Genomic DNA, 25,374 nt, shown 5'->3' on the forward strand with positions numbered 1-25,374 from the left:
TTGTTGGCCGTCATGCGGCCTTCCACATGGTCGCTCATCGCAGCCGGTACGTTTAATGCCATTGCTGCATATGTTTGGCTGACTGGTTTGTCAAATATATAATCGCCCGATCAAATCAAGAACAATAAGAGAACAACCTATCGGGGAAGTTGCGCCCAGGTTGTATTCCGTTGTGCCCGCAGAACAAACACTGCCGAGGGAACGCGGCAATCGCGATTGCTATGGCCGCTTCGCCTCGACGACGTCCCAGAACAGCGCGGCAATGTCGGCTCCACCGAAACGCTTGATCTCGCGAATGCCGGTCGGCGACGTGACATTGATTTCGGTCATCCAGTCGCCAATCACGTCGATGCCAACAAGGATAAAACCCCGCTCCTTGAGGGAAGGCCCGATCGCGGCGCAAATCTCGCGTTCGCGCGGCGTCAGTTCGGCTTTTTCGGCCCGTCCGCCGATATGCATGTTGGAACGCGATTCGGTTTCGGCCGGCACGCGATTGACGGCGCCGACGGGTTCGCCGTCGATCAGGATGATGCGCTTGTCGCCCTTGCGAACGTCTTTCAGATAGCGCTGCACGATGAAGGGTTCCGGGAAGGCCTGCGCGAACATTTCAAGCAGCGAGGCAAGGTTGCGGTCGCCCTCATGCAGATGGAACACGCCGGCGCCGCCATTGCCGTAGAGCGGCTTGATGATGATGTCGCCATGCGCCTTGCGAAAGGCGGCGACCTCGCGCGGGTCCTTGGTGATCAGCGTTTCCGGCATCAGGCCCGAGAATTCGGTGACGAAGATTTTCTCCGGGCTGTTGCGCACCCAGGCCGGATCGTTCACCACCAGCGTCTTCGGATGAATGCGTTCGAGGATATGGGTTGTAGTGATGTAATTCATGTCGAAGGGCGGATCCTGGCGCAAAAGCACCACATCCATCTCCGACAGGTCGGTGCGCACCGGTTCGCCCAGCGTGAAATGGTTGCCCTGCTCGTCGCGCACCATCATCTCCTCGACACGGGCGAAGACCTCGCCGTCGAGCATCGAAAGGCGATCGGGCGTGTAGTGATAAAGGCTGTGCCCGCGCCTTTGCGCCTCGAGGCTAAGCGCGAATGTGGTGTCGCCGGCGATGGCCGTCTTTGCAATATGATCCATCTGGATGGCGATCTTGAGCGGCATGGCAATCTCCGGAAGCAAAGCTCGGCCCAAGCATGTATAGGCTTGCGGGCCAAGTGCCAATCCCGTCGCTGCAAGCACCGGGCCGTCCGGCCTCGCATCATGCGCCGTACGCGGGATTTGTAGCCGCTGCCTGCCTTGTGCCAGCCCTGCGCCATCGCTTCGGCCAGCGGCGATTGTCGGACAAAAGCCCCGCCGCCGATACCTTTCCTAAACGCTTTTGCTGCCACCGTCCGCCTCGCTTCGAGAAGAACGGCAGGAACGTCGATGCACATGCCTTTTGGCGCCGGAATGGCCGGCAGCGAAAGCACCGATCTGGCTTTTACCGACCCATTGACCGGATTGGGCAATCGCCGGCGCTTCTTCGACAAGACTTCTCGGCTGATCGAGGAGCGCGCCGACGATCCCGCGCCCTTTGCGATCGGCATTCTCGACCTGGACGGCTTCAAGCCGATCAACGACCTTTTCGGACACCGGGCAGGTGACGACATTCTGGCTCAGGCCGCCATGCGCCTGCGCGCCACCATCGACCATCATTCGGCGGTATGCCGCATCGGCGCGGATGAGTTCGCCTTCCTGTATCCGTTGGTATTCTCCGAAGATGCCGCGCTCGACAAGGCGCAGATGCTGATCGAGATCCTGTCGGCGCCCTACGATGTCGGAGAGCGCACGGCACGCCTTTCCGCTTCCATCGGCTGTTCGCTGTTCTATTCGGGCGACGAAACGACGGAAATTCTTGTCAGCAAGGCCGAGACGGCGCTGTATCACGCCAAGCGCTCCGGCCGGGGCAAGGTCGTCGTCTATAGCCGCGAGATGGAAGAGGCGGCGAAGCGGGTCACGCGCATCGAGCAGGCATTGCGCCGCGCCGTGGCGGCTGGCGAGGTGGAGCCGCATTTTCAACCTATCGTCGATCTCGCCACGCGGCGCATCATCGGTTTCGAGGCCCTGGCGCGCTGGACGGATCGCGATCTCGGTCCGGTGTCGCCGGTCGTTTTCATCCCGATTGCCGAGGAGCGCGGTATCATCGGACCGCTGTCGCAACTGGTGCTGCGCAAGGCCGCCGAAGTCGCCCGCGGCTGGCCAAAAGATTTGTTCCTGTCCTTCAACCTGTCGCCCTCGCAACTCGTTGACCAGAATACCGGCCTGCATATCCTGTCGATCCTCGACCGCACCGGCTTCGATCCGCGCCGGCTGGAAATCGAGATCACCGAGACCGGTCTGATGAACGATCCGGCGTCGGCCAAGAAGATCGTCGAGGATCTGCAACGCGTCGGAATTCGCGTCTCGCTCGACGATTTCGGCACCGGGCAGTCGTCACTCGGCCGGTTGCGCGAATTCAGTTTCGACAAGCTGAAGATCGACCGCGCCTTTATCTCCTCGCTGCTTAACGACAAGCCGTCGCAGCATATCATTCGCGCGATCCTGGCCATGTGCGAAGGGCTGGGCATGGATGTGGTGGCGGAAGGCATTGAGGATGAGGCGCAAGCCGACCGCCTCGTGCAGTTCGGCTGTGCCGGTGGACAGGGCTTTCTGTTCGGCAAGCCTGCCGATGCCGAAGCCACCCTCGGCTATCTGCATGACGCCCTTCGCGGCGCCAGGCGGCTAAGGGCGGTGTAAGGTCGAGCCGCTTCCATTTTTGTCGGACAAATCTGTTTGATGGTGCATTTTCCCGCTTGCTCCCACGGCGCGGGCGAATAGGATGCGCGGCGAAAAATCAGGAGAATCCGTCATGTTGCCATCGGTCCGCTTTGCCGATCTGGAAGGGGCGTCGGTATTGATCACCGGCGGCGGTTCGGGCATTGGCGCGGCGCTGACGGAGGGTTTTTGCCGGCAGGGCTCTAAAGTCGCCTTCATCGACATCGCCGATGCCGAAAGCCGTGCCCTATGCGACAGGCTCGAAGCGGGGACCAGGAATCGGCCGCTCTACATCAATGCCGATCTGCGCAACATCGATGCGCTGCGCGCGGCGGTGCAGAAAGCGGCGGCGGCACATGGGCCGGTGACGGTGCTGGTCAACGATGCCGCGCGTGATGACCGTCATACGCTCGAAGACATGACGCCTGAGGCTTGGGATGCCAATCAGGCCATCAATATCCGCCCGCATGCGTTCACCGCGCAAGCCGTGGTCGATGGCATGAAGGCGGCGGGCAAGGGATCGATCGTGAATTTCACCTCCACCTCCTTCATGCTGAATATCGGCGACATGCCGGCCTATACGGCGGCCAAGGCGGCGGTGATCGGGCTGACCAAGGGGCTGGCCGGCCGCTACGGCCAGTTCGGCATCCGGGTCAACGCCATTGCGCCCGGCTGGGTCATCACCGAACGGCAGCGCAAGCTGTGGGTCAAGGGCGATCAACTCGAAAAACATATCGAGCGCCAGGCGATCCCACGCGAGATGGCGGCGGACGACATGGTCGGTCCATGCCTGTTTCTCGCCTCCGATGCAGCAAGCATGCTGACGGCGCAAACCCTGATCGTCGATGGCGGCATATTGTGAGCGGCGCGCCGGCCGTTGCCATTGCCGATTGGGGCACGACGCGGCTGCGGGTCTGGCTGCTGGACGCCGCAGGCAAGGCGCTGGCGGAAAGACGTGCCGATGACGGCCTGATCGGCGCGCGCGTAAAAGGATTTGCTGCCGTGCTGGAGGCTCATCTTGCCGCCATGGGCGCGGCAACTGACCTGCCGGTGATGATTTGCGGCATGGCGGGTTCGCGCCAGGGATGGGTGGAGGCGGCCTATGTCGATGTTCCCTCGCCCATTGCGGCCATCCTCGAAGGCGCGGTGCGGGTTCCGGGCACGGCGCGCGATATCCGCATCGTGCCGGGACTGGCGCAGCGGCGCGAAGACCGCCCTGACGTCATCCGCGGCGAGGAAACCCAGCTTGCCGGCGCGGGCCTGCCCCCTACCGGCCGTCATCTTGTCTGCATGCCGGGCACACATTCCAAATGGATCGAAGTCGAAGACGGCGCGGTCGCAGGCTTCGGCACCTGGCCGACCGGCGAGCTTTATTCGGTGCTGGCGGACCATTCGATCCTGCGTCATTCGCTGGGCGAAAATCCGGCCGCGGTCGGCGCCGGAAACCCGGCCTTCCGGCGCTGGTGTGAAGCGGCTCTTGCCGAAGGCGGCGACATTGCCGGCAGGCTGTTTTCCATCCGCGCCGCCGGCCTTCTGCACGGGCTGGGCGAGGCAGATGCCGCCGCCTGCCTGTCCGGCCTGCTGATCGGCGGCGAGATCGCCTCGGCCAGCCGCCGCTATCGAATTGCGCAGGAACCGCTGGTGCTGATCGCTTCGGGCGCGCTTGGCGCGCTTTATGGTGCGGCATTGGGTTTCGCCGGGCACACGGTCAGGCTGGTCGATGCGGATGAGGCGGTCCGCGTCGGTCTGTTCGAGGCCGCGCGCCACAACGGCATGATTGCCGTCGAACCGACCGATGGAGACAGGCAATGACTGTTACCGCGCCCTACCCGAAGCTGAAGCGCGGCCTCGTCGCCATATTGCGCGGACTTGTGCCGCAAGAGGCGGTCGCCACGGCCAGCGCCATCTACGAGGCGGGCATTGAAGCGATCGAGGTACCGCTCAATTCGCCCGATCCATTCACCTCGATCGCCGCGATTGCCGAAGCACTGCCAGCAACCGCGCTGGTGGGCGCAGGCACGGTGCTGGCGCCGGCCGATGTCGACCGGCTGAACGATGCCGGTGGGAAACTGCTGGTCAGCCCCAATATCGACGCCGCCGTCATGGAACGCGCGGCGCGGCATGGGCTGGTAACGATGCCCGGCGTGTTCACGCCCTCCGAAGCCTTTCAGGCGCTGGCGCTCGGCGCGTCGGCGCTAAAGTTCTTCCCGGCCAGCGTGCTTGGCCCCGGCGGTATCGCGGCGATGCGCGCCGTGCTGCCGAAGGCGGCAATCGTCGGCGCGGTCGGCGGCGTCTCCGACAAGGATTTTGCCGGCTACAAGGCGGCGGGCGTCAGCGTCTTCGGCCTCGGCTCCAGCCTGTTCAAACCCGGTATGGGGCTGGACGAGGTTACCGAGCGGGCGCGTTCGGCGGCTGCGGCATGGAATGCCGCCTTCGACGCCGAATAGACTTTCCACCGATGCGGTGGCCTTTTCGGCAGGCCCAATGGCAGGGCGCAAGCTGCCGGCTTGAGCAAAGGTTGAAAAGGCGGCACAACAGTTTCCGACAGAGGAATTTCGCGGCTTTGCCGCCTTTTTCGGAGAATGGTGATGAACAATTCCGCCCTTTCAGATCGCAAGAACCAGGCAATCTCGCGCGGTGTCGGCATGACCACGCAGATCTATGCCGACCGCGCCGAGAATTCGGAAATCTGGGACGTCGAGGGCAATCGCTATATCGATTTCTCCTCCGGTATCGCGGTCCTCAACACCGGCCACCGCCATCCCAGGGTGATCGAGGCGGTCAAGGCGCAGATCGACCGCTTCACCCATACCTGCCATCAGGTGGTGCCTTATGAGAACTATGTGCGGCTGGCCGAGCGGCTGAACGGCATCACGCCGGGAAAATTCGACAAGAAAACCATTTTCGTCACCACCGGCGCCGAGGCGGTAGAGAACGCGATCAAGATCGCCCGCCATGCCACCGGCCGGCAGGCCGTCATCGCCTTCGCCGGCGGCTTCCACGGCCGCACCTTCATGGGCATGGCGCTGACCGGCAAGGTGCAGCCCTATAAGGCCGGCTTCGGCTCCATGCCGGGCGACGTCTTTCATGCGCCGTTCCCTGTCGAACTGCATGGCGTCTCGGTGGCCGATTCTCTGGCCGCGCTGGAAAAGCTGTTCAAGGCCGACGTCGATCCGGCGCGGGTGGCGGCCATCATCGTGGAGCCGGTGCAGGGCGAGGGCGGGTTCTATCAGGCCCCGCGCGAGTTCATGAGCGCCCTGCGCACGGTTTGCGACCAGCACGGCATATTGCTGATCGCCGACGAGGTTCAGACCGGCTTTGCCCGCACCGGCAAGATGTTCGCCATGGAGCATTATGACGTCGCGCCGGACCTGACCACGATGGCCAAGAGCCTGGCCGGCGGCTTTCCGCTTTCGGCTGTCACCGGGCGTGTGGAACTGATGGATTCGCCCAATCCAGGCGGGCTGGGCGGTACCTATGCCGGTAATCCGCTCGGCATCGCCGCCGCCAATGCGGTGCTGGACGTGATCGAGGAGGAAAAACTGGTCGATCGCGCCGATTTGCTCGGCAACCGCCTGAAGCAGCGGCTGGAATCGCTGCGCGCCGATGTGCCGGAGATTGTCGATATTCGCGGGCCGGGCTTCATGAACGCCATCGAGTTCAACGATGTGAAGACAAACCTGCCTTCGGCCGAGTTCGCCAATGCCGTGCGGCTCAAGGCGCTGGACAAGGGGCTGATCCTGCTCACCTGCGGCGTTTATTCCAACGTCATCCGCTTCCTTGCGCCGATCACCATCCAGGACAATGTGATGACCGAGGCGCTCGACAAGCTCGAAGCCTCGATCCGCGAAGCGCGGGTGTAATGGGGATTACTCCGCCGCCGGCTGGGCGGTCTCGGCGGCTTGGGTGGCGATTGCGGCCTTCAACGCCGGCGCGCCGCCTGCAATCATCTCGTCCGTCGGTGTGAAGCCCAGGCCGAGCATCTTGCGGCCGATCATATGGTCGGCCGGGCGGTTGACCGATTCGATGCCGATGAGCTTCGGTCCCGAGAAGTGGTAGACCGAAAACCGGTTGTCGTCCGGTTCGCCGGAAACGATATGCCGGTTGCTGGTTCCGGTCAGCCCGACCATTTGCAGTTTCATGTCGCCGATATCCGACCAGAACCACGGCACCGCTGAATAGGCGTCCTGATGGCCGAGGATCGTGCGTGCCGCAAGCTTGGCGTGGTCGGTGGCGTTCTGCACCGATTCCAGGCGCACATCCATTCCGGTAAACCAGTGCGGATAGCTGGCCGCGTCACCGATGGCGAGAATTTCGGGCACCGATGTGCGCATCTGCCGATCGACCCTGATGCCGTTGGCGATGGCGAGGCCGGCCATCTCGGCAAGTTCGACATTGGGCACCACGCCGATGCCGACGATGACCATGCGTGCCGGCAGTCGCTCGCCGGTGGAGATGAATGCGGCGCTGACATGGCCATTCTGGCTTTCCAGCCGGGTGACTGTCGTTGCGGTCAGCACGCGCACGCCGATCGATTCCAGCCGCTTGTGCACATGGGCGGCGATGACGGGCGCGATGGCGCGGCCAAGCAACCGGTCGGCCGCTTCGATCACGGTGACATTGCAGCCGCCGGCGCGCAGCGTCGCGGCGATCTCCAGTCCGATGAAGCCGCCGCCGAGGATGACGGCATCCTGGCAGTCGCCGCTCATGGCGCGGATTGCCCGCGCATCGGCTATCGAGCGCAGCGAGAAGATGCCGTCCAGATCGCCAGCAAGCGGAAGCGTGCGCGGCCGCGAGCCTGTCGCCAGGATCAGGCGGTCGAAGGAAAGCCCACCGCCACCGGCCAGTTCCAGCCGCCGCGCCAGGAGGTCGATGCGTTCGACATTCGTGCCCGGCCGGAAATCGATGGCGTTGCCGCTGTAAAAGACTTCCCCGCGCAGCGGTTGCGGCTTGGCTTTCGCGTCCTTGATGAAGGTTTTGGACAGCGGCGGCTTGTGATAGGGCAGTTCTTTCTCGTCGCCGAGCAGGACGACCGGACCGTCAAAGCCTTCTTCGCGCAGGCTGGCCGCGGCCTGCACGCCCGCATGCCCCGCGCCCACAATGACGACACCGTTTTTCATGACGACCCGCTTTCCGGTTTCATTCTAGAATTCTCCCACAATTGGCAATTGTCTGGTTTCGCCGCAAGTCGCTATGTCGAGGTCGCTTCCGGAATGATCCGCCGCGCGGACCGGCCAACCGGAGGCCGCAAAAGTTGACTTTTCTAGTTTAGAATAATTCTAAACTCTTGTTTCACTTATGTTTTCTTGACGATTCCAGTTGACTTTAGCGGCATCCGCGTTTTTATGAGGCCAAGCGCCTGGCGCTTACCCTTTGATGTCTGGGCCTTGAACCCGTTCGATTGGAGGCAACCCTGTCTTTTCCTGTGCGCGCCTCGGCGCGGTCGCGGGGCAATCGCAATCAAGTTCAAGCCGGACAACCAGTCCCTGTCTTACCAGACGGGGTTCGAACATATTGAATACCGGGGAGGCAAGAGTATGGGAAAAGCGATGTTCAAGGCGCGAAGCCGAGGCAAGATTGCAGCGATCGCGGCCACGGCCGCACTCACCGCGGCGGTGTTCGTGCTGCCGGCGCGTGCCGAAATCGACGCCAAGGCGGTCGTCAAGACCTATGCCGACATCGCGCTTGCCAAATATGAGGATTCGCTGACCACGGCCGAGGCGCTCGACAAGGCCGTCGATGCGCTGATCGCCAAACCGTCGCAGGAAACGCTGGACGCGGCGCGCGAAGCCTGGAAGGCGGCGCGCATCCCCTATCAGCAGACCGAGGTGTACCGCTTCGGCAACGCCATCGTCGACGATTGGGAAGGCAAGGTGAATGCCTGGCCGCTCGACGAGGGGCTGATCGATTATGTCGACAAGGGCTACGGCACCGAGTCGGACAACAATTCGCTCTACACGGCCAATGTCATCGCCAACAAGACGATCGAGATCGACGGCAAGGAGATCGACGCGTCGAAGCTGACGCCGGAGTTCCTTTCGAGCACGTTGCAGGAGGCCGGCGACATCGAAGCCAATGTTGCCACCGGCTATCACGCCATCGAGTTCCTGCTTTGGGGGCAGGATCTGAACGGCACCGGGCCAGGCGCGGGCGAGCGCCCCTATACCGATTACGATACCGCCAACTGCACCGGCGGCAATTGCGACCGCCGCGCCGAGTATCTGAAATCGGCCAGCGATCTGCTGGTGTCCGATCTTCAGGAGATGGTCGGCGACTGGAAGGAGGGCGGCGCGGCACGCAAGGCATTGGAAGACGAAAGCCCGAACGCCGGACTCTCGACCATCCTGACCGGCATGGGCTCGCTCTCCTACGGCGAACTGGCCGGCGAGCGCATGAAACTCGGCCTGCTCCTGCACGACCCGGAAGAAGAACACGACTGCTTCTCCGACAACACGCACATCTCGCACCTTTATGACGCGGTCGGCATCCGCGCGGCCTACCACGCCGACTACAAGCGCATTGACGGTACCGAAGTGTCCGGCCCGTCGCTGTCCGATATGGTCAAGGCGCTCGATCCGGCGCTCGACAAGGAACTGTCCGGCAAGCTGGATGCCACCGTCGCCAAGATGGAAGCGATCAAGGCGCGCGCCGATGGCGGCGAGGCCTATGACCAGCAGATCGCCGAGGGCAATGCAGAGGGCAACGCCACCGTGCAGGCGGCCATCGACGCGCTGGTGGACCAGACCAAGTCGATCGAGCGTGTCGTAGGAACCCTGAAACTCGACTCGATCGCCTTCGAGGGCTCGGACAGCCTCGACGCGCCGGACAAGGTCTTCCAGTAACGCAAACCAACCCCTGCAGCCAGGCGGCACGGAGCCGTCAGCCACAGAGACGAACATGCTGATCTGTCATTGCAACATCATCACCGAGAAGGAGATCGAGGAAACGATCATCCGCCTTCTCGACCAGGATCGCTGGCAATTGATCGTGCCGGCAAAGGTCTATCATGCGATGAATAAGCGAGGTCGCTGTTGTAGCTGCTTCCCAAATGTGGTGGAAACGATCATTCGGGTCACCGAGGACTATCATACCCGTTCCGTGACGAGCGGCGCGGATATCGTTTCACACCTGGATCGCGTCAGGACGCTGCGCGACCAATACGGGAGGAAAGCCCATGAAAGGCGAACCGCAAGTCATCGAGCGGCTTAACGAGGCCCTGTTTCTCGAACTGGGTGCCGTCAATCAGTACTGGGTGCACTATCGCCTGCTCGAAGATTGGGGCTACCTGAAGCTGGCCAAGAAGGAACGCGAGGAATCGATCGAGGAGATGCATCATGCCGACAAGCTTGTCGCGCGCATCATCTTCCTCGAAGGCCACCCGAACCTTCAGCAGGTGGCGCCGCTGCGCATCGGGCAGAATGTCAAGGAAGTGCTGGAATCGGATCTTGCCGGCGAATATGACGCGCGCACGTCCTACAGCCGTTCACGCGAGATCTGCAACGAACTGGGCGACTACGTGACCATGAAGCTTTTCGAGGAACTGCTGGCCGACGAGGAAGGTCATATCGACTTCCTCGAAACGCAGCTCGACCTCCTCGCCTCTATAGGCGACGAAAAATATGGCCTGCTCAACGCCGCCTCGGCCAACGAGGCTGAATAGGACCAGGCATGCGGCGCATATTCGACAATTTGCGCCGCGCGCTGCGTGAAGGTTTTTTCTATCGGCCTGGCAGGGGTGAGCGCTGGCTTGCCCCTGCCTTCGCTATTTCAGCCGCGCTTTGCCTGTCGGGATACGCCAACCCTGTTCACGCTGACGACGCGACGCCAGCCGGCGGCCTTGCCACCGAACGCACCGATCTGACGCCGAAGGACCAGCGCCGCGTCAAGGCGGTGACAAAACCGACGACCGATTTTTCCAGGCCGGAACAGTTCGAATTGATGCAGGGCGGCGCCGGCACGTCGCGAAAGCGTGTCAATGCGGACGCCTTCTCGCACTCCTCCGCCAATATAACCTTCGAGGAAGAAGGCACCTTCAAGCTCGGCAACGCGCTGTTCCGCAAGAACTGGGTGTCGTCGCCCTCATCGACGCAGGCGTCGGACGGGTTGGGGCCGCTGTTCAACGCCCGCGCCTGCCAGAGCTGCCATTTGAAGGACGGCCGCGGCCACCCGCCGGAAGGGGCCGCCGACGCCACCTCGATGTTCCTGCGGCTGGCGCGCGAAGCCTCGAACGCCGAGGAAAAGGCCGCCGTGGCCGATCATCACGCGCTGAATTTCGCCGATCCCGTCTATGGCACCCAGCTTCAGGATCTCGCCGTTCCCGGCCTCGCCGGCGAAGGCAAGATGAAGATCACCTATCGGGAAGAGAGGATCGAACTGAATGACGGCAGCGTGGTGTCGCTGCGCAAGCCGTCCTATTCCGTCGAAGACCTCGCCTATGGGCCGCTCGATCCGCGCACGACGCTGTCGCCACGTATCGCCAACCCGATGATCGGGCTGGGGCTGGTCGAACAGATTCATCCTGCCGACATTCTCGCCCATGCCGACCCGGAAGACCGCGACAGTGACGGCATTTCCGGCAAGGCGGCGATCGTGCGCGATCCGGCGAGCGGCGAACTCACGCTTGGCCGTTTCGGCTGGAAAGGGCAAGCGCCATCGATCCGCGCGCAATCGGCCGATGCGCTGGCCGGCGATATCGGGATTTCCTCTCCTGAAGCACCTCGCCACCGAGGCGATTGCACCAAGGCACAGGCGGCCTGCCTCGCAATGTCGACCGGCGTGCAGGAACGGCTGGGCGACACCGAGGCGCCGCCGCCGATCATGGACCTCATCACCTTCTATTCGCAGAACCTCGCCGTACCGGCCCGGCGCGATCTGGACGATGCCAATGTGCTTCATGGCAAGAAGGTTTTCTACGACCTCGGCTGCACCTCCTGCCATACGCCGAAATTCGTCACCCGCCGCGATGCCCCCAACAAGGCACAGGCCTTTCAGTTGATCTGGCCCTATTCGGATTTTTTGCTGCACGACATGGGCGACGGACTGGCCGACGGCCAGCAGGTGGGCGTTGCCACGGGCCGCGAATGGCGCACGCCGCCGCTTTGGGGCATCGGCCTCACCGGCATCGTTGGCGGCAACGCGTTCTTCCTGCATGACGGGCGCGCCCGCAATCTGACTGAAGCGATCCTGTGGCATGGCGGCGAGGCCAAAAAAGCGCGCGATGGCTTCGCCGCAGCAGCAGCAGCGGATCGCGCAGCCCTGATCAAATTCCTGGAATCGCTCTGAGGTCTTTCATGCCAAAGCGTTTCGCGCTCGCCCTTGTCCTGCCGCTCCTGCTCGACGCCGCACCGCCCGCATCGGCTGCCGTTCAGGCGTCGGATGTGATCTCGCGAGCCGTCGATGGCTTCATACGGCCAGCCTATGCCGCGCTTTCCGAGAACGCCGCGGCAATGTCCGGCGGAATGGACGCATTGTGCGCCAAACCTTCCAGGCAAGACCTCGATGCCGCACGCAAGGATTATGCGGCGCTGGTCGGCGCATGGTCCAAAGTCGAGTTCATCCGCTTCGGCCCGATCACCAAGGACAATCGGCTGGAGCGCATTCTGTTTTGGCCCGACCGCAAATCCATCGGCTTGAGGCAGGTCCAGGCGGCCTTGGCGTCGCAGGATTCGACCGCCACCGACCCGGCTTCCATTGCCGGCAAAAGCGTTGCCATGCAGGGTCTCGGCGCGCTGGAATTCGTGCTTTACGGCACCGGCGCCGACGATCTTGCCGGCAAGGCGGGCACCTATCGCTGCGCCTATGGCCGCACGATTGCCGGAAACATCGAAAAGATGGCCGCTGAAGTCAGCGTCGAATGGCATGCGCCGGACGGTTTTGCCACGGTCTGGAAGCAGTCCGGGCCGGACAACGCCATCTACCGCGATGGCAATGAGGCGGTGACGGAACTGATGGGCGTCTTCATCGACGGGTTGGAGATGATCCGCGACGTGCGCGTAAAAGGCTTTCTCAGTGCGAACCCTGACGACGACAGGCCGAAAGGGGCGATCTATTGGCGCTCGACGCAAACGGCGGCTTCACTGGCCGCCAATCTGGAAGGCATGGCCGAACTGTTCAAGGCCTCCGAACTTGGTGAAGCCCTTCCGCCGGAGGCAGGCTGGATGGCGCAATCGGTCGATATCCTTCTCACCAACGGCATTGCCGACGCGAAAGCCGCAAGCGGCCCGATCAAGGACGTTCTGGCCGATCCGGCGCGCCGCGCTCGTCTCGAACATTATGCGCTTGTCACCTCTTCGCTTTCCGCGCTGATCGGCACGCGCATGTCTGCCGAATTCGGGCTGACCGCCGGCTTCTCCTCGCTGGACGGGGATTGACGATGACAGGATTGGCCGCGCGCACGCCGCTGATCGATCGCCGGGATTTCCTCAAAGCGGCCGGCGCCGGCTTTGCCGCGGCACTGGCGCCGAAAGCCTGGGCGGCGACACTTGCCGCCGACGCGGTTTTCGCCACCGCCTTCGTGCGTCGCGACGGCAGTTTCGGCGCCGGCATCCTGTCGGAAGAAGGAAAACTGCTCTATGCGGTGAAACTCCCCGATCGCGGCCATGACGTCACCTTCGATCCGGTCTCGCGGCGTTCCGTGGTTTTCCCGCGCAAGCCGGGCACCATCGCCGTCGTCTTCGACCATATGAAGCAAATCGAGCCGCTGACCATCACCAGCGGCCAGGGCCGGCATTTCTACGGTCATGGCGTGTTTTCGCCTGATGGCGCGCTACTTTATGCCACCGAAAACGACTTCGACAATGCCGCCGGCATGATCGGCATCTATGCAGCGAATGACGGCTTTCGCCGTGTCGGCGAGTTCGCGACCCATGGCACCGGGCCGCACGAGATGCTGCTTTTGGGCGATGGGCGCACGCTGGCCGTTGCCAATGGCGGTATCGAGACGCATCCCGATTACGGCAAGACCAAGCTGAACCTTGCGAGCATGCAGCCGTCCTATGTGCTGATCGACCGGCTGAAAGGCGACTTGATCGAAAAGCACCAATTGCCGGCAAATCTGCACCAGCTTTCCATCCGGCATATGGATGCCGACCAGACGGGCACTGTCTGGTTCTCCTGCCAGTATGAGGGCGCGACGATGGATCGCCCGCCCCTGGTTGGCCGCGCGCCGCGCGGCGAGGCGCTGGAGCTTCTCGAAATGCCGGAAACGGCGCTGAACAGCCTGCACAATTATATCGGCGCCATGGCGGCCAATCATGCAGCCGGCACGGTTGCCGTCTCATCGCCTGCCGGCAACAGCTATGTCGTGTTCGAGGCGCGGAGCGGCAAGGTGGTTGCGGCCACCGACATGACCGAAGTGTGCGGCATCGCGCCCGATGGCTCAGGCTATATAGCCTCGGCCGGCACTGGCCGGATTCAGCCGGCTGGCGGCGCGCCCGTGATGGAACCCGATTTCGTGTGGGATAACCACATGCACCGGATAGGGTAAGGCAGCGTCAGTCCCGCGTCCTGGTGTCCGCCGGCGTTTCCCCCTCCTGAGACGGCCCCTCCTGAGACGGCCCCTCCTGAGACGGCTTGTAGAGATAAAGATACTGCCACGCGCCGTAGCCCGCGAAGGCAAGCGCTATCATCGCCCAGGTCGGCGATCCGCCGAAAAATTCCAGCCCCGCCCAGCCAAGACAGATGGCGACAAGCGCGATGCGCCGCCACAGCGGCCGCAGGAAAGGATGGTCTTGATTCTGCATTTCCGGTTCCCGGCGGGTGATCGATCAGGTCAGGGCGCTAAAACAGGGTTTTCAACTCGGCCAGCCTGTCATTGACCAGCCAGCCATAATAGTTTTCCTCCGGCAGTTTTTCCGATTGGCCGGCCGCCTTGCGCCTTTTGTTTTCGGCTTTCAGCGCATAGGCGCGCTCTTCCGGGTTGCCGACATTGTAGAGCGTGGCGGTAAGACCCGGATTTTGCGAAATGTCGAAGCCTGCGATCCGGCGATAGGCGTCGATCGAGGTCTTTATCGTCGCCGCGACGTAGGGCAGTGTCAGGTCCGGATCCATGATGGTCTTGTAAACCTCGTTGGGATCCTTCACGTCGAGCTTCGGCAGGCCCGAGATCTTGTGAACCATGTCGCTCATCTTCAACGCGGTGAGCGGGTTCAGTTGGCCGAGGCCGAAGGTCTGCCCGGCATAATAGGGCTGGAAGAAGACGGCGCCGAAGCGGTTGTTCGGGAATTTCTCGCCGCCAACGGTCTTGCCACGAAACGACCGATTCCAGACCTGCTCCCGGCATTCCCACAAATCATAGCTGTCGCTCAGACTGTCGCAGCGGGAAAATTGCGGACGTCGCACGAAGGCGGTGACCTCCTCGCCTTCATAGGCAAAATGCAGGTTGCTCGAAAAATACGAAATCGCCTTGACGTAGTAGGTCTGGAGCCGGTCATAGGCGTCGACATTGTAGGTATGTTCGCCAACAATAGCCCCAACAATGTGAATCGGGGCAATTTGATAGATTGCCGCAACCTTCTTGATTTTCGCACGCAGCCGGGAATCGTTCTTCAGCAAGGCGTAGACCTTGCGGTACTTGGCTTCATAGGTGGTCTTGTTGGCGTGCGTGCGCCGTGCCGAGGCTCCCGGAATGGGCGGCTGCTCAACATTGCGATTGCCAATAGGAACGGCGATTGTTGCAAACGCCGGAGGCGACCATGCGGCCAACATCATGGCAAGAACGAGGGCAATTTTCTTCATGCGATGACGCGGACCCGCATAAGCTTCCTGTGTCCGGCAAATTATGGAAAGCGGCGGAGCAAGTCGAGCGCCACGTTGCGCCCGGCCGAGAAAGATGGCCGAATGCTTCCATTCGGCCACAGTCGAAGCTTGATTTTCCGTATGAATCTAAAGAATGAAGCGGGAAAGATCGGTATTCCTGGAAAGATCGCCGACGTGCTTCTGCACATAATCGGCATCTACCGTGACGGTCGTGCCGCCACGATCCGAAGCATCGTAGGAAATCTCGTCCAGAACGCGCTCCATCACCGTTTGCAGCCGCCGTGCGCCGATATTCTCCACGCTGTCATTCAGGTCGACCGCGATGCCGGCCAACGCATCGATGGCGTCGTCGGTGAACTCCAGCGTCACGCCTTCGGTGGCCATCAGCGCGATGTACTGCTTGATGAGGCTGGCCTCCGTCTCGGTCAGGATGCGGATAAAATCCTGCTTTTCCAAGGCTCTTAGCTCGACGCGGATCGGCAGACGGCCCTGCAATTCCGGCAAAAGGTCGGATGGTTTCGAGACATGGAAGGCACCAGAGGCAATGAACAATATGTGATCGGTTTTCACCGGCCCGTATTTGGTCGCGACCGTGGTGCCTTCGACCAGCGGCAGCAGGTCGCGCTGCACGCCCTCGCGCGACGGACCGCCCGAAACCTCCGAGCGCGCGGCAATCTTGTCGATCTCGTCGAGGAAGACGATACCGTCGTCAGCCGCCGATTCGAGCGCGCGCCGCACCACCTCGTCCTGATCGAGCAGTTTATCGGACTCGTCGGCAATCAGGACGTCGTAAGAATCCTTCACCGTCGTCTTTCGCGTCCTGGTTTGCTTGCCGCCCATCGCCTTGGACAGCATGTCATTGATGTTGAGCACACCGATGTTGGCACCCGGCATGCCGGGAATTTCGAAGCCGGGCATGCCGCCGGTGCCGGTGTCAGACACCTCGACTTCGATCTCCTTGTCGTCCAGTTCACCTTCGCGCAGCTTCTTGCGGAAGGAATCGCGGGTTGCTGGCGAGGCAGTCTTGCCGACCAGCGCCTCCAGCACACGTTCTTCGGCATTGACGTGGGCGCGCGCCTTGACGTCCTCGCGCATCTTCTCGCGAGTAAGCCCGATAGCGATTTCCACGAGGTCGCGCACGATCTGCTCGACGTCGCGGCCGACATAGCCGACCTCGGTGAATTTCGTGGCCTCGACCTTGACGAAGGGCGCGCCAGCAAGCTTTGCCAGCCGCCTCGAGATTTCGGTCTTGCCGACGCCCGTCGGGCCGATCATCAGGATGTTCTTCGGCATCACCTCTTCGCGCATATGGCCTTCGAGCTGCTGGCGCCGCCAGCGATTCCTCAGCGCGATCGCCACGGCACGCTTGGCGTCCTTCTGGCCGATAATGAAACGGTCGAGTTCGGAAACGATCTCGCGGGGGGAAAAATTGCTCATCTTACCAAAACCCACTCATTGTATTGCACTTTGCCATTGCCGGATGGACTCGAACGGATGCGCCAGCATGATGACGTTGAGCGTCAGATTGTCCCGGATGACATAGCCCGTGCCGACCTCGAAGAAGATAGCCAGCGCCACGACCAGCCATATAGGAAGCGTTTTCGCCAACGCAAAGCCCAGCACCATCGCCAACGTGTCGGACACCGAGTTGATGACGGAATCCCCATAATAATCGAGCGAAATGGTGCCGGCGCGGTAACGTTCGATGATGATGGGGCTGTTTTCCAGGATTTCCCAGCCACCCTCGATCAGCATGGCCGCGACCAAACGAAACCACACCGACTGGCGCGGAAACAGCCACCGCATCAGGGCGTAGAACAGAAAGCCATGAATGATGTGAGAGGGCGTGTACCAGTCGGAGATGTGCTGTGAATTTTCCGAACTCTGAACGATGCCATGCCACAGTTTGACATAGCCGCAGGTGCAGATCGCCGGATGGCCCTGCAGATGCAGCACGAAAGCCTGAACGGCAAGCAGGCCCACCGCGATGGCCAGACCGCCTTTCCAGGTCAACCCAGCGCCCAGCCCCATGCGCGGCTTCGTAGTTTCGCTGCTCGGACTATTCATGCGCCGCCTTCCTCCTCAGCATCGATAGCCATCAAGCAAACTTCCCCCTGTTCGGTCTGCCTGCGTCCGATGGGCCGGAACCCGACCTTCTCATAGCAACGTATTGCCGCCGCATTGGCCGGGTCGGGATCGACGATGACACGCAGTGCACCTTCTTCAAGCAGCATTGCCACGAAATCAGAGAGCAGCCGTGTGCCGTGGCCCTTGCCGATCAGGTCAGGTTCTCCGATGAACTGGTCAATGCCGAGCGTTCCGAAAGGCTGATCTGCATAAGTGTTCCCGCCCTCTTCAAGATGAGGGTCATAGCTCTGGATATAGCCCAGCGGGCGGCCGTCAAGCTCAACGATAAAGGGCTCGACGGAGATGCTGTCGACATGCCCGGCGATAGTCTCCAACTCGCCATCCTTATCGCCCCACCAGGTCGCGACATGCGGCTCTGCCAGCCAGCGGGCCAGCAATTTCATGTCCGAGCCTGTGAGCGGCCGAAAGTCGTAGTGCTGCACGTCAGGCCGCGTCCAGCGTTTCGACCACGAAATTGTGATTGGTATAGACGCAGATGTCGGCGGCGATCTCCATCGCCTTGCGGGCGATCTCCTCGGCATCCTTGTCAGTGTCTATCAGCGCGCGCGCCGCGGCCAGCGCATAATTGCCGCCCGAGCCGATAGCCATAACGCCCTTCTCCGGCTCCAGCACGTCGCCATTCCCGGTAAGCGCCAGCGAAACGGACTTGTCTGCGACCAGCATCATCGCTTCCAGTCGGCGCAGATAGCGGTCGGTGCGCCAATCCTTGGCCAATTCCACACAGGCACGCGTCAATTGGTCGGGATATTGCTCCAGTTTGGATTCCAGCCGCTCCAGCAGGGTGAACGCATCGGCGGTGGCACCAGCGAAGCCGGCGATCACGCCGCCGCCCTTGCCGATGCGGCGTACCTTGCGGGCATTGCCCTTCATGATGGTCTGGCCGAGGCTCACCTGGCCGTCACCGGCGATCACCACCTTGCCGCCCTTGCGCACGCTGATGATGGTTGTGGCGTGCATGGTCAGTTCATTTCCCATTCTTTTCTCCGATCCATGCGGCCCACTTCTCGGCAGCCTGCACGTTACGAGGGGTGTTGGCCGCATATGTATGCGCCGAAGCAGCTTTTGCAAACCGATGCAAGCACGACGCGTCTTGCCGATTTTGCCAACTGGCAATCCCCGGATCATGCTGCTAGAAGGCTTTCGTTTTCAAGCACGGGAACTCAACATGACCGCCCGTTCCGCAGAAGTCAGCCGCAAGACCAAGGAAACCGACATTTCAGTGTCGATCCTCGTGGATGGCACCGGCGTCTCAGACATTGAAACCGGAGTCGGCTTCTTCAACCACATGCTGGATCAGTTGTCGCGTCATTCGCTGATCGACATGAAGGTGCGCGCCAAGGGTGACCTGCACATCGATGACCATCATACTGTCGAGGATACCGGCATCGCGCTTGGGCAGGCACTGGGCAAGGCGCTCGGCGAACGTCGTGGCATCATGCGCTATTCTTCCATCGATCTCGCCATGGACGAGACGCTGACACGCGCGGCCATTGATGTGTCGGGCCGTCCATTCCTCGTCTGGAACGTCGGCTTTTCCTCGCCCAAGATCGGCACATTCGATACCGAACTGGTGCGTGAATTCTTCCATGCCTTCGCTCAGAACGCCGGCATCACCCTGCACGTCACCAACCATTATGGCGCCAACAACCACCATATCGCGGAAACCTGTTTCAAGGCTGTGGCGCGCGCTCTGCGCATGGCGACCGAGCGTGATCCGCGCCAGCCGGATGTCGTTCCCTCCACCAAGGGTTCGCTGAAGGGCTGATCGATGTCCGCCTATGTCATAATGAAACCGCCGAACGGCATCAGCGCCGATGCGCGGCTATTGCGCGACGGTTTTTCCTGGCTGGCCTTCCTGGTGTCACCGCTCTGGCTTTTATGGCATCGGCTCTGGCTGGAAGCGTTATTCGTCTTTTTGATGATAAGCGTGTTCAACGCGGTTGGCGAGGCTACCGGTCATGGCGTGATTGGGATGGCCATGAGCGTTCTTGTTTCTCTCTTTATAGGATTGGAAGGGCAGCGCATGCGCCTTGCAGCACTCGGTCGCGGCGGCTGGCGCGAGAGCGGCGTGATCGAAGCCGACGGCGAGACAGACGCGGAAACCCGCTATGCACTGGAAGCTGCCGAACGTCCTGACCAGGAAGCGCCGCTGCCTGAAATCGTCCCCGACAATATGCAGGTACGGACCGGGCGCACCGACCTCATGCTCGGTATTTCCAATCACAGTGGAAGATACTGATCATGCGGGTCGCCATCCTCGATTATGGTTCCGGCAATCTGCGCTCGGCCACGAAGTCTTTCGAGCGTGCTGCCCGCGAGGCGGGCATTCCTGTCGAAGTCGACCTGACAGCCGACCCGCAACGCGTGCTTGACGCGGATCGCATCGTGCTGCCCGGTGTCGGCGCATATGCCGATTGCGCCGCCGGCCTGCATGCGATTCCCGGCATGTGGGAGGCCATTGAGGAGGTCGCGGTGAAGCGAGCGCGCCCCTTTCTCGGCATTTGCGTCGGCATGCAGTTGATGGCCGAGCGCGGGTTGGAAAAGACGGTGACGCAAGGCTTCGGCTGGATAAGCGGCGACGTGAAGAAGATCGTGTCTACCGATCCAGAATTGAAAGTTCCGCAGATCGGCTGGAACACCATTCGCCTGACGCGCGACCATCCGCTTTTTTCCGGCATTGCCACGGGTGATGGCGGGCTGCATGCCTATTTCGTCCATTCCTACCATCTTGCGGCGAAAAACGCCGGCGAGGTGCTGGCACAGACCGATTATAGCGGACCGGTAACAGCGGTGGTGGCACGGGACAATTGCGCCGGCACGCAATTTCATCCCGAAAAAAGCCAGGCGCTCGGCCTGGCGTTGATTGCCAATTTCCTGCGTTGGAAACCTTGAGGTGAAGCCATGAGCAAGAAGGGTTACTGGATGGCGATGGTCAACGTCCGCGATCCGGACGTCTACCAGAAATACATCGACGCCAACGGCGCTGCATTTTCCAAATATGGCGCCAAATTCATCATACGCTCCGGCCGCCATTCCAATCCGGAAGGGCCGACAGGCAATCGTCACGTCGTCATTGAGTTTGAATCCTACGAAACCGCGCTCGCCTGCTACGATTCGCCGGAATATCAGGAAGCGTTGAAATCCAGATTGGCCGCTTCAACCGCTCATGTCGTGATCGTGGAAGGTATTTAAGCCGTGATCCTTTTTCCCGCCATCGATCTCAAGGATGGCAAATGCGTTCGCCTGAAGCTCGGCGATATGGCGACTGCCATTGTCTATAATGACGATCCGGCGGCACAGGCCCACGCCTTCGAGGAACAGGGTTTCGAGTGGCTGCATGTGGTGGACCTCAATGGCGCGTTCGAGGGTCAGAGCGTCAATGGCGCAGCGGTCGAGGCGATTCTCAAGGCAACGAAGAACCCGGTACAGTTAGGTGGCGGCATCCGCACGCTTGCCCATATTGAAAGCTGGCTGGAAAAGGGCCTTGCGCGCGTTATTCTCGGCACAGTAGCGGTGCGCGATCCCGAACTCGTCAAACAGGCATGCGAGGCGTTTCCGGGCAGGATTGCCGTCGGCATTGATGCCAAAGGCGGCAAGGTGGCGGTCGAAGGCTGGGCGGAGGCCTCAAGCCTCGGCGTGATCGAACTGGCGAAAAAGTTTGAAGGCGCCGGCGTCGCGGCCATTATCTTTACGGATATCGATCGCGACGGCGTTCTTGCCGGGATCAATTGGAAATCGACTATTACGCTTGCAGATGCGGTGTCCATTCCGGTCATAGCCTCGGGCGGGCTTGCCTCCATCGCCGATATCGTACGCATGACCATGCCGGACGCCACCAAACTCGAAGGCGCCATTTCCGGCCGTGCGCTTTATGACGGCCGCATAGACCCGCATGAGGCGCTGACGCTTCTGGCACGGGCCGGGAGCAAAGGCCAATGAAACTCACCATCATTCTCGCACCTTATGACAGCGGGTATTATCATGGCGGTTGCGGACGAGGGCCTGACGCGATCGTCGCTGGCGGATTGGTGGAGGAACTGACACTACACGGCCACGATGTCATCGTCGTCGATATTGGCGAGATCGGCAACGAGCAGGGCCGGGAGATTTCCACCGGATTCGCTGTTTGCTCGGCAATTTCGGAAAAGATCACCGCAAGCCGCAAGGATGGCCGGCTCCCGGTGGTGCTGTGCGGCAATTGTCTGACGGCGGTAGGCGCGGTGGCCGGCGAGTCTGCGGATTCCATCGTCTGGGCCGACCAGCATGGCGACCTCAACACGCCCGAAACCTCCACTTACGGCTTCCTGGACGGCATGGCGCTGGCAACGGTAATCGGTCTCTGCTGGCGCCCGATGGCAAATGCCGTACCGGGCTTCAAGCCGCTGGAGGCTTCCCGCTGCATGCTGGTCGATGCGCGTGACCTCGATGCCGGCGAAAGGCATACGTTGGAAGGTCTGCCGATTCTCCACGGCACATGCGCAGAGGCGCCCGGCCTTGCCGACAGGTTGGCCGCAGCCGGCGGCCATCGCACGCATCTGCATATCGACCTCGACATTCACGATCCGGAAGTGCTGCAGGCGAACCGCTATGCTTGGCCGGGGGGCCCCAATCCGGACGAACTGCGCGAATCCATGCGTGACGTGGCGGCTTCCCTGCCTGTGGTCGGCATCACCATTTCCGCCTATGATCCGGCATTCGATGCCAAGGGCGACGTGCCGCCCGCGGTCGGCAGGCTGCTGGTCGATGTCCTCGACGCGTTGAGGAAAAAGGCATGACCCTCAAGGCCCGCGTCATTCCCTGCCTGGACGTTAAAGACGGCCGCTCCCGTGCGCCCACAGCCGCGCAGCGGCGAGGACGTGCAAACTGGAGAAAAGACGCGGGTGGAGTGTGCCTATGCTGAAAGCTCGCGTCATTCCCTGCCTTGATGTCAAGGACGGCCGCGTCGTCAAGGGCGTGCAGTTCGTCGATCTCGTCGATGCCGGCGATCCGGTCGAGGCGGCGCGCGCTTATGATGAGGCGGGTGCGGATGAATTGTGCTTTCTCGACATCACCGCCTCATCCGACAATCGTGAGACTATCTTCGATGTAGTCGCCCGCACCGCCGAGCAATGTTTCATGCCGCTGACGGTGGGGGGCGGCGTGCGCGAGGTGGCCGACATCCGCAAGCTTCTGCTTGCCGGCGCCGACAAGGTGTCGATCAACACGGCGGCGGTGAAAAATCCTGATTTCGTGGCGCGCGGGGCCGACAAGTTCGGCGATCAGTGCATTGTCGTCGCCATCGACGCCCGGCAGGTGTCGCAGGCGGGCGAGGCGCTGCGCTGGGAAATTTTCACCCATGGCGGGCGCAACAAGACCGGCATTGACGTTGTGGAGTTCGCATGCCGGGTCGCAGGTCTCGGCGCCGGCGAAATCCTGCTCACCTCTATGGATCGCGACGGCACCAAGGCTGGCTATGACACCGCCCTCACCCGCGCGGTGGCCGACGCGGTGCATGTGCCTGTCATTGCTTCGGGCGGCGTCGGCAATCTCGACCACATGGTCGAAGGCATTCGCGACGGCCACGCGACGGCGGTGCTGGCGGCGTCGATCTTCCATTTCGGCACCTATACCATTCGCGAGGCGAAGGAGCATATGGCGGCCGCCGGTCTGCCCATGCGACTCGACCCATGACTCGACATCGCTCCGAGTCCGGCCTAAAGGGCGGCGCATGACGCAGTTTTCGCTGAACGACCTGGAAAAAATCGTGCATGAGCGCGCGCATTCCGGCGACCCGGAATCATGGACGGCCAAGCTTTACGCGAAAGGCATCGGCAAGGCGGCGCAAAAACTCGGCGAGGAAGCGGTCGAGACGGTTATTGCCGCCGTCAGCGGTGATACCAAAGCGGTGATATCGGAAAGCGCCGATCTTATCTATCATTGGCTGGTGGTGCTTGGCATCAGCGGGGTTTCCCTCGACGATGTGCTGGCGGAACTGGAGCGCCGCACCGAGCGCTCAGGGCTTGCCGAAAAGGCTTCGCGCCAACGGACGGATTGAGCCGGTGCCGGGTCGGGCACGGGCAGGAGACGCGATGGACCAACTCGCCCCCACCGAGAAATATTCTCCCTATCTGTTCTTTCCCGCCGCCGAATGGGCAAAATTCCGCGCCGACACACCGCTGACGCTCACCGAGGACGAGGTGCGGCGCCTGCGTTCGCTGAACGACCCTGTCGACCTCGAGGAGGTCAAACGCATCTATCTGTCGATGTCGCGGCTTTTATCGGCGCATGTCGAGGCCAGCCAGCTTCTGTTCCGGCAGCGCAGGGCCTTCTTCAATGTCACGGAGGTCGCCAAGACACCATTCATCATCGGTATCGCCGGCTCGGTCGCCGTCGGCAAATCGACCACCGCGCGCGTGTTGAAGGAACTTCTGGCGCGCTGGCCGTCGAGCCCGAAGGTCGATCTGGTGACGACTGACGGCTTCCTTTTGCCCAACGAGATCCTACGCCGCGAAAACCTCATGGACCGCAAGGGTTTTCCCGAAAGCTATGATGTCGGGGCGCTGCTGCGCTTCCTCTCCGGCATCAAGTCCGGCCAGCGCGACGTCCGCGCGCCGCTTTATTCACATCTGACCTATGACGTCATGCCTGGCCAGTTCGTCACCGTGGACCGGCCCGATATCCTGATCTTCGAGGGTATCAACGTATTGCAGCCGGGCAAACTGCCCAAGGACGGCAAGATCGTGCCGTTCCTCTCGGATTTTTTCGATTTCTCGATCTATATCGATGCTGACGAGAAACGTATCCGCGACTGGTACACCGCCCGCTTCATGCGCCTGCGGGAAACTGCTTTCCGCAATCCCGAATCCTTCTTCCACCGCTATTCGCAATTGTCCGAAAGTGCGGCGCGCGCGATCGCCGAAGGGCTGTGGACCAATATCAATTTGAAGAATTTGCGCGACAACATCGTGCCGACGCGTGCCCGCGCCGATCTTATCCTGCGCAAGGGCGCTAATCATCTGGTCGAGGAAGTGGCGCTGCGCAAGCTGTAGCGCCATTTATGGCATGGTCACGCGCCTCAGCGTCAGATTGATGCGCCCGCCCTTTTTCAGCAGCGTTGAGGTGTCCGGATAGATGCGATCGACGCCATGATAGGCGAGGCGCCCGGCGCAGCCCAGCACGATCACGTCGCCGCTTGTCAGGCGCAATGAAACCGTCTTGCCCTTGCGCTCGGGCGTTCCGACGCGAAACAGACAGTCGTCGCCGAGCGAGATCGAGACAACGGGTGCGGCGAATTCCTTCTCGTCACGGTCCTGATGCAGGCCCATTTTCGCGATATCCGTATAGAAATTGACCAGACATGCCTGCGGCGGATGTGCGTAATCCGCCACATCCGCCAGAGCTCCAGCAGCGCATCCGGAATGGGGGGCCCACGGTGCACCCGTTATGGGGTGGGTCGGCTGGTAGCGATAGCCGTTTTCCTTGTCCGTCACCCAGCCAAGGCTGCCGCAATTGGTCATGCGCACGCTCATCGGTTTGCCGCTGCGCGGCATGGTCGGCACATAAAGCGGTGCAGCCTCGACCACGGCTCGGATGATCTCGACCAGTGCTGCCTGCGCATGCGCGTCGAGATAATCGGGGAGATGGCGTACGCCTTCGGGCAAAGTCTCTGTCATGGCCGTGTCCTGTCCGACAGGTACA

At 61.7% G+C, this 25,374-nt stretch carries 28 protein-coding genes and 2 pseudogenes; 20 read left to right on the forward strand and 10 right to left on the reverse strand.

Annotated features, from left to right (window positions below; all coding sequences use genetic code 11):
* Positions 1 to 219: 219 nt before the first annotated feature.
* Positions 220 to 1,161 (reverse strand): glutathione synthase, encoded by a 942-nt coding sequence (gshB, locus tag BFN67_RS06040; RefSeq protein ID WP_080918813.1) that lies wholly within the window; start codon positions 1,159 to 1,161, stop codon positions 220 to 222.
* A gap of 264 nt (positions 1,162 to 1,425) precedes the next feature.
* On the opposite strand from gshB, the gene BFN67_RS06045 reads away from it, so the two are divergent.
* From BFN67_RS06045 to BFN67_RS06065, 5 genes are all read left to right on the forward strand, one after another.
* Complete coding sequence (locus BFN67_RS06045; RefSeq protein ID WP_080918742.1) at positions 1,426 to 2,775, forward strand: putative bifunctional diguanylate cyclase/phosphodiesterase; 1,350 nt, start codon at positions 1,426 to 1,428, stop codon at positions 2,773 to 2,775.
* A 112-nt stretch (positions 2,776 to 2,887) separates the two neighbouring features.
* The gene (locus BFN67_RS06050) at positions 2,888 to 3,655 is read left to right on the forward strand and encodes an SDR family NAD(P)-dependent oxidoreductase (RefSeq protein WP_080918814.1); all 768 of its coding nucleotides are present in this window, start codon (positions 2,888 to 2,890) and stop codon (positions 3,653 to 3,655) included.
* On the forward strand, positions 3,652 to 4,605 hold the full coding sequence (locus tag BFN67_RS06055) for a 2-dehydro-3-deoxygalactonokinase (RefSeq protein ID WP_245295164.1): 954 nt from the start codon (positions 3,652 to 3,654) through the stop codon (positions 4,603 to 4,605). Before BFN67_RS06050 ends, BFN67_RS06055 begins: the two co-directional genes overlap by 4 nt.
* Positions 4,602 to 5,240, forward strand: coding sequence for a 2-dehydro-3-deoxy-6-phosphogalactonate aldolase (locus BFN67_RS06060; RefSeq protein ID WP_080918744.1), 639 nt, complete (start codon positions 4,602 to 4,604; stop codon positions 5,238 to 5,240). The genes BFN67_RS06055 and BFN67_RS06060 overlap by 4 nt, the downstream gene beginning before the upstream one ends.
* A gap of 141 nt (positions 5,241 to 5,381) precedes the next feature.
* On the forward strand, positions 5,382 to 6,656 hold the full coding sequence (locus tag BFN67_RS06065; RefSeq protein ID WP_080918815.1) for a 4-aminobutyrate--2-oxoglutarate transaminase: 1,275 nt from the start codon (positions 5,382 to 5,384) through the stop codon (positions 6,654 to 6,656).
* A gap of 6 nt (positions 6,657 to 6,662) precedes the next feature.
* Here the strand turns inward: BFN67_RS06065 and BFN67_RS06070 are convergent, their stop codons facing one another.
* Positions 6,663 to 7,913, reverse strand: coding sequence for an NAD(P)/FAD-dependent oxidoreductase (locus tag BFN67_RS06070; RefSeq protein WP_080918745.1), 1,251 nt, complete (start codon positions 7,911 to 7,913; stop codon positions 6,663 to 6,665).
* Between the two features lie 429 nt (positions 7,914 to 8,342).
* Between BFN67_RS06070 and BFN67_RS06075 the strand changes: the two genes are divergently transcribed.
* Genes BFN67_RS06075 through BFN67_RS06100 form a run of 6 tightly spaced genes read left to right on the forward strand, consistent with a single transcriptional unit; the run spans position 8,343 to position 14,278 of the window.
* Positions 8,343 to 9,635, forward strand: a complete 1,293-nt coding sequence (locus tag BFN67_RS06075) for an imelysin family protein (RefSeq protein ID WP_080918816.1) — start codon at positions 8,343 to 8,345, stop codon at positions 9,633 to 9,635.
* A gap of 55 nt (positions 9,636 to 9,690) precedes the next feature.
* Positions 9,691 to 10,002: a (2Fe-2S)-binding protein gene (locus BFN67_RS06080; RefSeq protein ID WP_080918746.1), complete on the forward strand. Its 312-nt coding sequence runs from the start codon at positions 9,691 to 9,693 to the stop codon at positions 10,000 to 10,002.
* A complete protein-coding gene (gene bfr, locus BFN67_RS06085) occupies positions 9,968 to 10,453 on the forward strand; it encodes a bacterioferritin (RefSeq protein ID WP_080918747.1) in 486 nt (161 codons plus the stop codon). The genes BFN67_RS06080 and bfr overlap by 35 nt, the downstream gene beginning before the upstream one ends.
* Positions 10,454 to 10,461: 8 nt before the next feature.
* Positions 10,462 to 12,075 carry a di-heme oxidoreductase family protein gene (locus tag BFN67_RS06090; RefSeq protein ID WP_080918748.1) on the forward strand — a complete coding sequence of 538 codons (1,614 nt, stop codon included), beginning with the start codon at positions 10,462 to 10,464 and terminating at the stop codon, positions 12,073 to 12,075.
* 8 nt (positions 12,076 to 12,083) lie between these two features.
* Positions 12,084 to 13,163, forward strand: coding sequence for an imelysin family protein (locus tag BFN67_RS06095; RefSeq protein WP_080918749.1), 1,080 nt, complete (start codon positions 12,084 to 12,086; stop codon positions 13,161 to 13,163).
* A gap of 2 nt (positions 13,164 to 13,165) precedes the next feature.
* Complete coding sequence (locus tag BFN67_RS06100; RefSeq protein ID WP_080918750.1) at positions 13,166 to 14,278, forward strand: DUF1513 domain-containing protein; 1,113 nt, start codon at positions 13,166 to 13,168, stop codon at positions 14,276 to 14,278.
* A 7-nt stretch (positions 14,279 to 14,285) separates the two neighbouring features.
* Here the strand turns inward: BFN67_RS06100 and BFN67_RS06105 are convergent, their stop codons facing one another.
* The 6 genes from BFN67_RS06105 to hslV form a co-directional block, all read right to left on the reverse strand.
* Positions 14,286 to 14,534 (reverse strand): DUF3329 domain-containing protein, encoded by a 249-nt coding sequence (locus BFN67_RS06105; protein WP_080918751.1) that lies wholly within the window; start codon positions 14,532 to 14,534, stop codon positions 14,286 to 14,288.
* Positions 14,535 to 14,571: 37 nt separating this feature from the next.
* Complete coding sequence (locus BFN67_RS06110) at positions 14,572 to 15,528, reverse strand: DUF1402 family protein (RefSeq protein ID WP_080918817.1); 957 nt, start codon at positions 15,526 to 15,528, stop codon at positions 14,572 to 14,574.
* Between the two features lie 147 nt (positions 15,529 to 15,675).
* Complete coding sequence (hslU, locus tag BFN67_RS06115) at positions 15,676 to 16,986, reverse strand: ATP-dependent protease ATPase subunit HslU (RefSeq protein ID WP_080918752.1); 1,311 nt, start codon at positions 16,984 to 16,986, stop codon at positions 15,676 to 15,678.
* A gap of 15 nt (positions 16,987 to 17,001) precedes the next feature.
* Positions 17,002 to 17,580, reverse strand: coding sequence for a DUF2585 domain-containing protein (locus BFN67_RS06120; protein WP_139789053.1), 579 nt, complete (start codon positions 17,578 to 17,580; stop codon positions 17,002 to 17,004).
* Positions 17,581 to 17,612: 32 nt separating this feature from the next.
* The gene (locus tag BFN67_RS06125; RefSeq protein WP_280951310.1) at positions 17,613 to 18,152 is read right to left on the reverse strand and encodes a GNAT family N-acetyltransferase; all 540 of its coding nucleotides are present in this window, start codon (positions 18,150 to 18,152) and stop codon (positions 17,613 to 17,615) included.
* Positions 18,121 to 18,672: an ATP-dependent protease subunit HslV gene (gene hslV / locus BFN67_RS06130; protein WP_080918755.1), complete on the reverse strand. Its 552-nt coding sequence runs from the start codon at positions 18,670 to 18,672 to the stop codon at positions 18,121 to 18,123. The genes BFN67_RS06125 and hslV overlap by 32 nt, the downstream gene beginning before the upstream one ends.
* A 190-nt stretch (positions 18,673 to 18,862) precedes the next feature.
* On the opposite strand from hslV, the gene hisB reads away from it, so the two are divergent.
* From hisB to hisA, 5 genes and pseudogenes are all read left to right on the forward strand, one after another.
* Complete coding sequence (gene hisB / locus BFN67_RS06135) at positions 18,863 to 19,462, forward strand: imidazoleglycerol-phosphate dehydratase HisB (protein ID WP_080918818.1); 600 nt, start codon at positions 18,863 to 18,865, stop codon at positions 19,460 to 19,462.
* Between the two features lie 3 nt (positions 19,463 to 19,465).
* Positions 19,466 to 19,936, forward strand: a complete 471-nt coding sequence (locus BFN67_RS06140) for a DUF2628 domain-containing protein (RefSeq protein ID WP_080918756.1) — start codon at positions 19,466 to 19,468, stop codon at positions 19,934 to 19,936.
* Between the two features lie 2 nt (positions 19,937 to 19,938).
* Entirely contained in the window at positions 19,939 to 20,589 is a 651-nt protein-coding gene (gene hisH, locus BFN67_RS06145) for an imidazole glycerol phosphate synthase subunit HisH (protein WP_080918757.1), read from the forward strand.
* Positions 20,590 to 20,598: 9 nt separating this feature from the next.
* Positions 20,599 to 20,889: a DUF1330 domain-containing protein gene (locus BFN67_RS06150; RefSeq protein ID WP_080918758.1), complete on the forward strand. Its 291-nt coding sequence runs from the start codon at positions 20,599 to 20,601 to the stop codon at positions 20,887 to 20,889.
* Positions 20,890 to 20,892: 3 nt separating this feature from the next.
* Positions 20,893 to 21,582, forward strand: a pseudogene (gene hisA / locus BFN67_RS06155) (1-(5-phosphoribosyl)-5-[(5-phosphoribosylamino)methylideneamino]imidazole-4-carboxamide isomerase); the annotation flags it as partial.
* Here the strand turns inward: hisA and BFN67_RS25285 are convergent.
* Positions 21,545 to 21,649: pseudogene (locus BFN67_RS25285) on the reverse strand (hypothetical protein); the annotation flags it as partial. The pseudogenes hisA and BFN67_RS25285 overlap by 38 nt on opposite strands.
* Between BFN67_RS25285 and BFN67_RS06160 the strand changes: the two are divergent.
* From BFN67_RS06160 to coaA, 4 genes are all read left to right on the forward strand, one after another.
* A complete protein-coding gene (locus tag BFN67_RS06160; protein WP_080918760.1) occupies positions 21,633 to 22,472 on the forward strand; it encodes an arginase family protein in 840 nt (279 codons plus the stop codon). The pseudogene BFN67_RS25285 and the gene BFN67_RS06160 sit on opposite strands and share 17 nt — an antisense overlap.
* Before the next feature lie 118 nt (positions 22,473 to 22,590).
* On the forward strand, positions 22,591 to 23,367 hold the full coding sequence (gene hisF, locus BFN67_RS06165) for an imidazole glycerol phosphate synthase subunit HisF (RefSeq protein WP_080918761.1): 777 nt from the start codon (positions 22,591 to 22,593) through the stop codon (positions 23,365 to 23,367).
* A 37-nt stretch (positions 23,368 to 23,404) separates the two neighbouring features.
* A complete protein-coding gene (locus BFN67_RS06170) occupies positions 23,405 to 23,731 on the forward strand; it encodes a phosphoribosyl-ATP diphosphatase (RefSeq protein ID WP_080918762.1) in 327 nt (108 codons plus the stop codon).
* Positions 23,732 to 23,765: 34 nt separating this feature from the next.
* On the forward strand, positions 23,766 to 24,725 hold the full coding sequence (coaA, locus tag BFN67_RS06175; protein ID WP_080918763.1) for a type I pantothenate kinase: 960 nt from the start codon (positions 23,766 to 23,768) through the stop codon (positions 24,723 to 24,725).
* A 6-nt stretch (positions 24,726 to 24,731) separates the two neighbouring features.
* Here the strand turns inward: coaA and BFN67_RS06180 are convergent, their stop codons facing one another.
* Positions 24,732 to 25,349, reverse strand: coding sequence for an alpha-ketoglutarate-dependent dioxygenase AlkB family protein (locus BFN67_RS06180; protein ID WP_080918764.1), 618 nt, complete (start codon positions 25,347 to 25,349; stop codon positions 24,732 to 24,734).
* Positions 25,350 to 25,374: the final 25 nt, after the last annotated feature.

The sequence above is a fragment of the Manganibacter manganicus genome, from assembly GCF_002075885.1.
Classification (GTDB): domain Bacteria; phylum Pseudomonadota; class Alphaproteobacteria; order Rhizobiales; family Rhizobiaceae; genus Mesorhizobium; species Mesorhizobium manganicum.

Bases quoted from the DNA above. Each gene is read 5' to 3' on its own strand.
- gshB (WP_080918813.1), bottom strand. From the start codon at position 1,161: ATGCCGCTCAAGATCGCCATCCAGATGGATCATATTGCAAAGACGGCC.
- BFN67_RS06045 (WP_080918742.1), top strand. From the start codon at position 1,426: ATGCACATGCCTTTTGGCGCCGGAATGGCCGGCAGCGAAAGCACCGAT.
- BFN67_RS06050 (WP_080918814.1), top strand. From the start codon at position 2,888: ATGTTGCCATCGGTCCGCTTTGCCGATCTGGAAGGGGCGTCGGTATTG.
- BFN67_RS06060 (WP_080918744.1), top strand. From the start codon at position 4,602: ATGACTGTTACCGCGCCCTACCCGAAGCTGAAGCGCGGCCTCGTCGCC.
- BFN67_RS06065 (WP_080918815.1), top strand. From the start codon at position 5,382: ATGAACAATTCCGCCCTTTCAGATCGCAAGAACCAGGCAATCTCGCGC.
- BFN67_RS06070 (WP_080918745.1), bottom strand. From the start codon at position 7,913: ATGAAAAACGGTGTCGTCATTGTGGGCGCGGGGCATGCGGGCGTGCAG.
- BFN67_RS06075 (WP_080918816.1), top strand. From the start codon at position 8,343: ATGTTCAAGGCGCGAAGCCGAGGCAAGATTGCAGCGATCGCGGCCACG.
- BFN67_RS06080 (WP_080918746.1), top strand. From the start codon at position 9,691: ATGCTGATCTGTCATTGCAACATCATCACCGAGAAGGAGATCGAGGAA.
- bfr (WP_080918747.1), top strand. From the start codon at position 9,968: ATGAAAGGCGAACCGCAAGTCATCGAGCGGCTTAACGAGGCCCTGTTT.
- BFN67_RS06090 (WP_080918748.1), top strand. From the start codon at position 10,462: ATGCGGCGCATATTCGACAATTTGCGCCGCGCGCTGCGTGAAGGTTTT.
- BFN67_RS06095 (WP_080918749.1), top strand. From the start codon at position 12,084: ATGCCAAAGCGTTTCGCGCTCGCCCTTGTCCTGCCGCTCCTGCTCGAC.
- BFN67_RS06100 (WP_080918750.1), top strand. From the start codon at position 13,166: ATGACAGGATTGGCCGCGCGCACGCCGCTGATCGATCGCCGGGATTTC.
- BFN67_RS06105 (WP_080918751.1), bottom strand. From the start codon at position 14,534: ATGCAGAATCAAGACCATCCTTTCCTGCGGCCGCTGTGGCGGCGCATC.
- BFN67_RS06110 (WP_080918817.1), bottom strand. From the start codon at position 15,528: ATGAAGAAAATTGCCCTCGTTCTTGCCATGATGTTGGCCGCATGGTCG.
- hslU (WP_080918752.1), bottom strand. From the start codon at position 16,986: ATGAGCAATTTTTCCCCCCGCGAGATCGTTTCCGAACTCGACCGTTTC.
- BFN67_RS06120 (WP_139789053.1), bottom strand. From the start codon at position 17,580: ATGGGGCTGGGCGCTGGGTTGACCTGGAAAGGCGGTCTGGCCATCGCG.
- hslV (WP_080918755.1), bottom strand. From the start codon at position 18,672: ATGGGAAATGAACTGACCATGCACGCCACAACCATCATCAGCGTGCGC.
- hisB (WP_080918818.1), top strand. From the start codon at position 18,863: ATGACCGCCCGTTCCGCAGAAGTCAGCCGCAAGACCAAGGAAACCGAC.
- BFN67_RS06140 (WP_080918756.1), top strand. From the start codon at position 19,466: ATGTCCGCCTATGTCATAATGAAACCGCCGAACGGCATCAGCGCCGAT.
- hisH (WP_080918757.1), top strand. From the start codon at position 19,939: ATGCGGGTCGCCATCCTCGATTATGGTTCCGGCAATCTGCGCTCGGCC.
- BFN67_RS06150 (WP_080918758.1), top strand. From the start codon at position 20,599: ATGAGCAAGAAGGGTTACTGGATGGCGATGGTCAACGTCCGCGATCCG.
- BFN67_RS06160 (WP_080918760.1), top strand. From the start codon at position 21,633: ATGAAACTCACCATCATTCTCGCACCTTATGACAGCGGGTATTATCAT.
- hisF (WP_080918761.1), top strand. From the start codon at position 22,591: ATGCTGAAAGCTCGCGTCATTCCCTGCCTTGATGTCAAGGACGGCCGC.
- BFN67_RS06170 (WP_080918762.1), top strand. From the start codon at position 23,405: ATGACGCAGTTTTCGCTGAACGACCTGGAAAAAATCGTGCATGAGCGC.
- coaA (WP_080918763.1), top strand. From the start codon at position 23,766: ATGGACCAACTCGCCCCCACCGAGAAATATTCTCCCTATCTGTTCTTT.
- BFN67_RS06180 (WP_080918764.1), bottom strand. From the start codon at position 25,349: ATGACAGAGACTTTGCCCGAAGGCGTACGCCATCTCCCCGATTATCTC.